The organism is Ancylobacter lacus, from assembly GCF_018390635.1.
Classification (GTDB): domain Bacteria; phylum Pseudomonadota; class Alphaproteobacteria; order Rhizobiales; family Xanthobacteraceae; genus Ancylobacter; species Ancylobacter lacus.
This window is the reverse complement of record NZ_JAHBGE010000021.1, coordinates 26476-34440: the sequence shown is the minus strand read 5'-3', so window position 1 is coordinate 34440 and position 7965 is coordinate 26476. Positions and strand designations below refer to the sequence as shown.

Genomic DNA, 7965 nt, shown 5'->3' with positions numbered 1-7965 from the left:
GGGCCTATCCCACCAAGCCCACCCTCAGTAACGTGGCCTGAGGACGACGCTTACGGCCATGTCCATCGGTCGTGTCGTGAAGGGGAACGCCGGTTGGCGTTCCCATCAGAGATGCGGTCCGGCACCTCGCGTCGCAAGGGCCGCATCGCTGAAGTCGTGCTGCGACATCTGGAAAATCGGGTTCAGGGGCCATGCTCCTGACCGCAGGGGTCCAGGGGAGGCCGGATGCCTCCTCCCGGTCCGGGGTGCCGGGGTGGAAGCCGCCCGGCTGGTGCTCGAACGGCCAGCCGTTCGTCCATGGTCCGGTGCCGGTGGAGAGGGACATCTCCAGGTCCGGCGAGCGGTCAAGCGGCGATCCGCTTGCTGGCGCAGAGATGGCTCAATGCCGTCTCATGCGCCATGGCCGGGGGGATGCAACGGGGGCGCGCCAGCGGGTCCCCCTTGCCAAGTGGGTCGAGGCGTAGGACGACTCGACACAGCTTGCAGTACGCGCGAAATGAAATTTCGCTTGGTTCGAAGAACCGCGGATGGTGTCGCGAAGCGTCTTCTGCTGACGGTTCATCCTGCAAAGCCTGTGATGCCGAAGTGAATTGACCCAGCACGTTGCCCCCGCTTCGGCTGGTCGGTAGTCACGCAATTTGTGGATCATTGTTGAAGGCGAAGGTTGAATCTTTGCTGCCCCACGACTGCCCTTTCAGATGGGTCCGCTTTGCGCCGCCATAAGGGCCGTTGGGCATGCTTTTGCGCGAACTTGAAGGCGGCCGTTTGTTCGCCGAGCGAAGCGCAATCTCGCATGACTAGCATTGCGACTTTGCTGCCATTTCCACGCGAAGCGTTGAATGGGCATTTTGGTCAGGAGCCGACATCCAGCGGTTGCCTGAACGGCATCGCAGAATGAAAAAGTGTCCGGTTGCAAACGACTGGCTAACGGGTCGACCGTCGTCATCTTCCGGTCAGGAATCGGCGGCACCGAGCGGATTCGTAGCAGGCGAGCCCCCCGGCGTGGTCTTTGTCGGGCCGGATTGATCATGCTGGCGGACTTCGATCGAGGCGGCCGCAAGATACAGCGTCATAACTGAACAGAGTAGCACGCCCATCAGCAGTATGGTCATGCGTTGCGCGATTCCCGCGAGATAGTCGGCGTCCCAGATCGCCTTCGGGTTGTTGACTTCGTTATAACCGTAGCCGCTCATGAACTTCTCAACCGAAAGGCCTGGATGGGCCTCGAAGGCTGTGCGCGCGTCAGCTCGCATGCGGTTCGCAGCCCCGATGACGACCGTGCGCGACTGCAGCTTGCCTAACCAACTCTTCTTCTGGCGTCCGTCGGCACCGACTTCGGGTATCTTGCAAGTGCGCTTTCGTCTAAGGCCGTCAAACAAGATGAGGAAGAGCATGGTAGCGGACCCAAAGCCGACCGCTGCCCATTGGAAGTATTGCACATTCTCCTTCGTGATCGTCAGGAATGTCACCGCGATCAGGCCGATCGCGATCCCGCGGACCGCAAGCGTCACGATGAAGGGAGGCGTGTCCTCGATGAGGTAGGTCCATCTGCTGATCTTGCCGACCATCTTGAGCAGCAGAAAGCTGAATACTGCGATCAAGCATCCTGCGATCGCAATTGTCTCGGCGAACGGCCCATATTTTCCAAGATCCATCGGATTGCCCTCAATACTGGAGGTGGACGTCCGGCTGGCCGGGCAGCGTTACGACCGACGCCGTGTCCCACCGAACTGCCGATCCATAGGCACCACCCATTACCCCGAACACATAGGTGCCCGACTGCAGCGTGCCTTTCGCGGGCGAGGTCGGATGGCCGAAATAATTGGACACAATATAGTAGGCGCCGGACCAATAGACGTTCAGATTGTTGGTGTTTGTTGTCACCTCGAAGACGCATCCAGGCACAGTCTTGCGTGCTCCGCCGCGATATTGCGCTATGCTAAGAGTCGCGCGCATGCCCCCATCGGCCCGATATTCTCGCCATTGGCGGACGCTCGCGATCCGATTGGCGAGAAAGTCTGCGGCATTGCGAAGGAATGTGGAGCGGGCCTCGCTTGACGACTGGAAGACTATCTCGCCCATCTCGTCCCCAAGCCGACGCATGCGATAAGTAAATTCGTCATAGATAAGATCGCGCGGAAACGGCCGGGACAGCCGGCCAAACGCTCGGCGAGAGGTGATCTCGCCGAGCGAGACGGGGACAGGCCCCACCTCCGCAAGCGAAAGGCAAGGGAAAGGCGCGCCTATTTGCTCCAGGACTGACAAGTCCTCATTGAATTCGCGAGCATGTGCCTCGACATCGACAATCGAGACGCCCTCCGCAACAGGTCGTGTGCTAAAACCTTCATCGAGCAGACCCACGACAATCCCACTGGCTTCTTGGAAGTCCTTCTCGTTGAACCCGGCCATGCCTCGCCCCCCATACTCCTCAGAATTGGTAGCAGATCGGTGGCGTCGCGAAAATGATTTGCACCCGCCCGATCCGACCATTCTGGTACGATGATATTCGTTGACCGGCGACCAAAAGTTCCACTTGCTGCGCCATTGGCGGCACAGGTTTGCGCGATGGCTTTGCTTCGACTGGGGCAAACCTTTGAGGTGAACCGCTTGAGAACGAACAGTACCCCATGGGGGCGCCGCCGCCTGTCATATTTGTGAAGCGGAACGGCAGGTGTCGGCGTACTAAATGGCCGTTCCGGTGTAGGTTAGGAAGGGCATAAGTTGGTCGGAAGCGGCTGGATGCGCCAACTGGTCAGGAGCGGCAGCTTTCCTATTTTAACCATCGGAAACCTGCCAGTCCGAAGCCGGCCCTTGAGCCGTCTGTCAGCAAAGCGCCGCCATTTCTTGCGTTCGACGGACCTTCATGGATTCCTAAGAGCTGACATCAGTGTCCGGTTTTTGATCGTGGTGTAGCTGGCAACCAGCCAAAGCGAACTTTGCAAATACTTCAGAATAGGTTTCTATCGCATCGACATAATCCCCATAGAGGGCCGTGAATGCTCGCAACAGTTCTGTGCCCTGTTCGCCCGAAAACCCTCGCTTGCGGTTTTCGCTCAGAAGCGGCAATCGAGACGTCATCGAACAATGATGCCGTTCCGCCGAAGTGCGGGCCTATGGACTTAGGATGACGCGGAACTTAGCTTCGGTCGTCTTAAACACGTAGAGCTCGGTCGTGGCGATAAGGCGTAGCGCGTCGTCGGTTATCGTGGCGACGGACGCCCCCGGCTGTACGAGCAGCATCTCGAATTCCAGCTTCGCACGGCGTGCCTTCTCCTTGAAGTAAGAGAGCTGTTTCATGTCGCCCTTCAGGAAGCGCGTCTTGCCTTTCCTCGCCCAGATATCGTGACGCCGCTTCAGGTCGTGATAAAGCGTCGGCAGGCCCGCGTGTTTCGCGGTGATGCTTTTCTGCGCCTGCCCGCAGACCGTGTAGAAATTGCGGATGTCCTGCGAGACGTAGCCGCCGTGCGCGCCCTTGCAGTGAACGAGGGCCAGCTTGATCGTGCCATCGTCGACGTCTTTGAGGCAGACAAGGTCGGCGGCCTCGCCGCGTCCGTCGTCGTTGAAGATGACATCGTACTCGGATTCGATCTGGTCGAAGGTGCGGTACTGGATGGTTTTCCGATCGCCATCTTCGTGCATCGATTCTTTGTTTAGTGGGATGTCGGTCCAATCCCACGATTCCAGCCGCGCGCGATCGTAGAGCGCCGCGTCCAGTTTCACCGGAATGTGGTAGCAGTTGTAAGAGTAGGTCCCGTCGACATACCGGACGATGATCGGGTCCTTCTGAAGATACTCCTCGATCGGCTCCGCACCGTCTTTGCTTTTCTTGAAGCCGCACGTGGGACCGGAGACGTGATCGTAGCGATAGCCCCCGGAAAGCGCCTTGCTGATCGAGAGCCGGTACGTCGAGATATAGCCATCGCTGATGATGCGGATGGGAATGGCGCCGTCGTCGCCGATGTCGCCAAGTTCCAGGTCGATCTCGAACAAGGGCACCTCGGCATCGCCGAAGAGAATGAACTGTCGGTCGTTGAAACGCATCTGCGCCTGTTCGCCCCACTGCACCGAGATGGGGAGGGAGTCGTGCGGTTTCTCCATGCGCACGGGGCGTAGGAAGTCGGACACGATGTTGCTTACCGTGCCCGAGCTGGAAGTCACCTTGGACCAGGTGGAGGTGGTCCACTGAACCCACTCCGAGATCGTGCCGCCCTTTTGTTGCCAGACCTTGCCGCGGCGCTGGGTGCCGCCCCATAGGACGCGTTCGCCGTTTTCGTAGCCAAGGCAGGCGATGTTGTTCAGCGCCGACTCCGCTTTTTCGATGCTGGCGAGCCCTTCGGTCACGTTCGGCCCGAAATAGGAGGTGAAGCTGATCGCCCCGATGCGGGACGAGCCGAGATTCTTCACGAGTGGAAGCTCGACATTATTGAGGATGTTGAAGATGGGCGCGCCGACCACCAGTTCGGTCTTCTCGTCGGTGACGGCCGCGGCCATTTTCTCCGAACGCAGTGCATTGTAGTCGCTGGCGTAGAGGCAAAGGACGCCAAGCGGTTTGTCCCACCGGAGAATGACGAGATCGTAGATCGTGTCGAAGACGTTCTGATAGTTGCCCCACGACACGTCCTCCGAGCGGCGGATGACGGCAACCAGCACATTGTCCCGCTCGCTCAGCGCGTGCCAGGTTTCGGCGGATGGCGGCAGGACGCTGGTGAAGTCCGTGGGCGACCAGTCGGCGCAGGTTGTGCGGAAGAACTGGGCCGAGCGTGCCGGGCGAAGATTCCACAAAGAGAGGTTGGCGTGGAGGTCGCCGGATTGCTTGAGGGCGAGGACGAGATCCTGAAGCCGTAGCTCCTGGTCGATCCGCTCCTCGCTCAGGCGCTTTATGATCCGGTCCCAGTCGGCGCCTTCGGCGTAAAGCTCGGCGAGCTTCGCCTCGGCGTCGGGATCGGCGATGTTGGCGACGACCGTCGCCTCGCCGATGGAATCGTCCGCGCCTTTTCGCGTGAAGCGGCCGATGAACTGCAAGGTGACGGCCAGCGATTTGTGGGTGTCGTGGAGCGCCGCGATTTTGAGATAGGGCAGATCGAATCCTTCGCCGAGCATGTCGACACAGACGACGATGCGCGATCCGTTGTCGCTGCGATCGAAGAGGCGGTCCATCGCCTCGCGGTTGGCAGCGATCCTGCCGGGACCGGAGTACACGATCTCAGGTTTGTAGTCCGGCGCGATGCGCTGATAGATCGCCGCGACATCTTTGGCGCGTTCCTTGGTCCGCGTCCGGGCCATTAGAAGGTGATCTTTTTTGAGCTCGTCCCGGTCGCGTCGGAGAATCGCAACCGCCTCCCGCGCAATCGCCTCGTCGCGGGCCTGCTCGTCTCCGTATTCTTCGATCGTTCGGAGATTGATCGGGCGGTAGTAGCCGGCGTCCTGCGCGTCGCCGAGCTTATAGTTGAAGATGATCCGCCCATCGATCCGTTTGCCATCGCGCCGGAATGGTGTCGCCGTGAATTGCAGGATGCGCTTCTTCTCGAAATGCTGGCGCACGTTCTGCCAGGTTGCGGCCGTGATGTGATGGGCCTCGTCCACAACGAGATCACTGCATCCTCCGACGAGAAGCGCGACGGCCTCGGGATGGGAGGCCTCGAGCGAATTGGGGAGCGCGACGATGACGTTCGCCTGTTCGAGGATTGTCCGCGCCTCGTCGGCAGACGCAATGCCTCCCCTGACGACGGCGACGCGGGGCCGGGCGATCTCGTGCGGAACGATGCCGACGGCGGGCAGTATCCCAAGGGTCGCGAATTTCGTGGCGATCTGGGAGCGGAGCGCATCGCTCGGAACGATCACGAGCGTACACTTGAGGCGCATATAAACTTGCGTCGCCAGCATCGTTTCGGTCTTACCGGTGCCTGTCGGGAGAACGACCGTAGCGGGCTCGAATTCACGGCCGACGGCGAAATGCGCGGCGATCGCGTGCAGGGCGCCGATCTGCGGGGTGCGCAGGCCGGGCAAGCCCTTGCCTTCATCCTCCGTGCGAAAATCGAACTGGTTGATCCAGGCATCCAAGACCTTGTCCGGCGTATCGGCGTAGGTCTCCAGCGCGCCGTAGCTGTCCCATTCAAGCTCAAGGACTTTTGGCAAGGTATCGTGATCGGCTGCTGCCGGGCATATTGCGACGGGCAATGGCGTCGGCTTCCGGCGAACGTTTTTTCTCCTTAGTAAAATCTGGTCGTACGGCGAGCGGAGCGCAGTCTTGATAAGGTCGTGTCCGGAAATCTGTGAAGGCGCAAGGGAGGCGTGGCAACGCGTACCCGAAAAGAGCCGTTGCACGATAGCGTTGTCTCCGACTTTCAGCTTGCGCTCGGGCATCGCCGGAAGGACGATCTCACCATGCCATGTCGGAAACAATGTCAAAAGCGCCTCCTCATACAATGCGTAGCCGGGGCGATTTCTGACGAAATGCTCAAGCGCATGTACTTGAGGTGTCTTTAGGATGATTCCCCTAGGGTCAATATAAGCGAGTCGTCTCGACTTTCTACCACCAGTAGAAGGTCGGGCAGGCGCGTTTGGGGAAAACCCGCGGATTTATCTCGCAAGGGGGGCGTAACCTAGCTTTGTGAAACCCGCTGCGCCAGGCGCGACGGGCGGCGGGGCGCTGGCCGTTGCCATGCGGCTGTTCTGGCGCAGGGGTTTTGCCGAAACGTCCATTTCGTACCTGACTGAGGCAATGGGCATCGGCAAGAAGAGCCTCTATGCGGCGTTCGGATCGAAGGAAGATGCTTTCGCGGAAAGAACAGCGCAAGCAACCGCAGCCGCCCTCCTGCTCAGCGGGTCCGTGCTCCGGCCCCTGTCCTGGGACGGCAATGCGCCCTCAAGTCTGCTATCCCAAGCGAACTGTGACGACCCTGAAAGCGGCCGTCCATTCGGCCGGGGCAACCCTACATCTGGCGCCGTGGCCTGCTACATTCACCGCACGGCGCGTCTGATCTCTTCGATGAGTATGGGCGACAGGTCGTAGGCCTCAAGCTGCGCGCCCCTCATCCAAGTCCGCGCTTCGGAAGTGGTCATGCCCTTGTTGGCTGTGGCCTCGTTTAGGATCGCGGCGGTCACCCGCGATAGGCCGAGGCTCATGAAACTGATCATTGAGCGATCCGAGGCTCCGACTTCAAGGTAGAGGGCCAGGGTGGGTATAGATTTCGACAGCTCGGGGAAGCCGATCTCGTCGAAGACGCGGGACAGCACGGCGCAATAGCACGACATGAGCCGTACGACCTCGAAGCGGATGACCTTCTCAATCGTCTCGAGCGTGTCGCGGATCACCCGGCGGGTGTTCTGCTCCTGCTTCTGGTTGATTGCGTTCCCGATGATCTGCGGGAGCGGGATACCCTTCATCCAGAACACCGCCATGACCGCGTAGTAGGTGTGCCTACTATCCCTATTATCTGTGCGATACGCGCGGCTGCGTCGCGCATCGCAAGTCGGTGCGCAGGGAGGTGATCGAGGGCGACTTCGAGAAGCTGCTGGCCGATCTCGCGCCGAGCGAAGAGCTCTTCGTCCTCGCCTTCGAGATGTTCCGCGACCTGTGGAATGCCCGTACCAATGCCGCGCAGTCCGATGTATCGGCCTTGAAGCGCGACCTCGCGCAGATCGAGAAGAAGGTCGCGCAATTCCTCGACCGAATCGTCGAGACCGACAATCGCTCGGTCATCGCCGCCTATGAGGCGCGCATCCGCGACTTGGAGACTGAAAAGGCTCTGCTCGCCGAGAAGGTGCGGACCGGCGGCCAGCCGCGGGCCTCGTTCGATGAGACTTATCGAACCGCGTTTTCGTTCCTCGCAAACCCTTGCAATCTCTGGGCTTCCGATCGCCTGGAGGACAAGCGTGCGGTACTCAAACTCGTGTTTGCGGAGAGGTTGCCCTATGTCCGTGGAGAGGGCTATCGAACCGCGAAAACCTCCTTGCCCTTCAGGG

4 protein-coding genes and 1 pseudogene are annotated in these 7965 nt (G+C 60.1%); 1 reads left to right on the top strand and 4 read right to left on the bottom strand.

Going from position 1 to position 7965, the window contains the following annotated elements:
• Window positions 1-953: 953 nt before the first annotated feature.
• The 3 genes from KHC27_RS05250 to KHC27_RS05240 all read right to left on the bottom strand — a co-directional run bounded on the left by KHC27_RS05250 (window position 954) and on the right by KHC27_RS05240 (window position 6408).
• Entirely contained in the window at window positions 954-1655 is a 702-nt protein-coding gene (locus tag KHC27_RS05250) for a hypothetical protein (RefSeq protein ID WP_213335926.1), read from the bottom strand.
• A 10-nt stretch (window positions 1656-1665) separates the two neighbouring features.
• On the bottom strand, window positions 1666-2409 hold the full coding sequence (locus tag KHC27_RS05245) for a hypothetical protein (protein ID WP_213335923.1): 744 nt from the start codon (window positions 2407-2409) through the stop codon (window positions 1666-1668).
• A gap of 702 nt (window positions 2410-3111) precedes the next feature.
• Complete coding sequence (locus KHC27_RS05240) at window positions 3112-6408, bottom strand: DEAD/DEAH box helicase (RefSeq protein WP_213335921.1); 3297 nt, start codon at window positions 6406-6408, stop codon at window positions 3112-3114.
• A gap of 238 nt (window positions 6409-6646) precedes the next feature.
• Here KHC27_RS05240 and KHC27_RS21555 point away from each other — a divergent pair.
• Window positions 6647-6784, top strand: a pseudogene (locus KHC27_RS21555) (helix-turn-helix domain-containing protein); the annotation flags it as partial.
• Between the two features lie 176 nt (window positions 6785-6960).
• On the opposite strand, the gene KHC27_RS05230 reads toward KHC27_RS21555, so the two are convergent.
• Window positions 6961-7386: a hypothetical protein gene (locus KHC27_RS05230; protein ID WP_213335917.1), complete on the bottom strand. Its 426-nt coding sequence runs from the start codon at window positions 7384-7386 to the stop codon at window positions 6961-6963.
• Between the last annotated feature and the right edge of the window lie 579 nt (window positions 7387-7965).

Bases quoted from the DNA above. Each gene is read 5' to 3' on its own strand.
- KHC27_RS05230 (WP_213335917.1), bottom strand. From the start codon at position 7,386: ATGAAGGGTATCCCGCTCCCGCAGATCATCGGGAACGCAATCAACCAG.
- KHC27_RS05245 (WP_213335923.1), bottom strand. From the start codon at position 2,409: ATGGCCGGGTTCAACGAGAAGGACTTCCAAGAAGCCAGTGGGATTGTC.
- KHC27_RS05250 (WP_213335926.1), bottom strand. From the start codon at position 1,655: ATGGATCTTGGAAAATATGGGCCGTTCGCCGAGACAATTGCGATCGCA.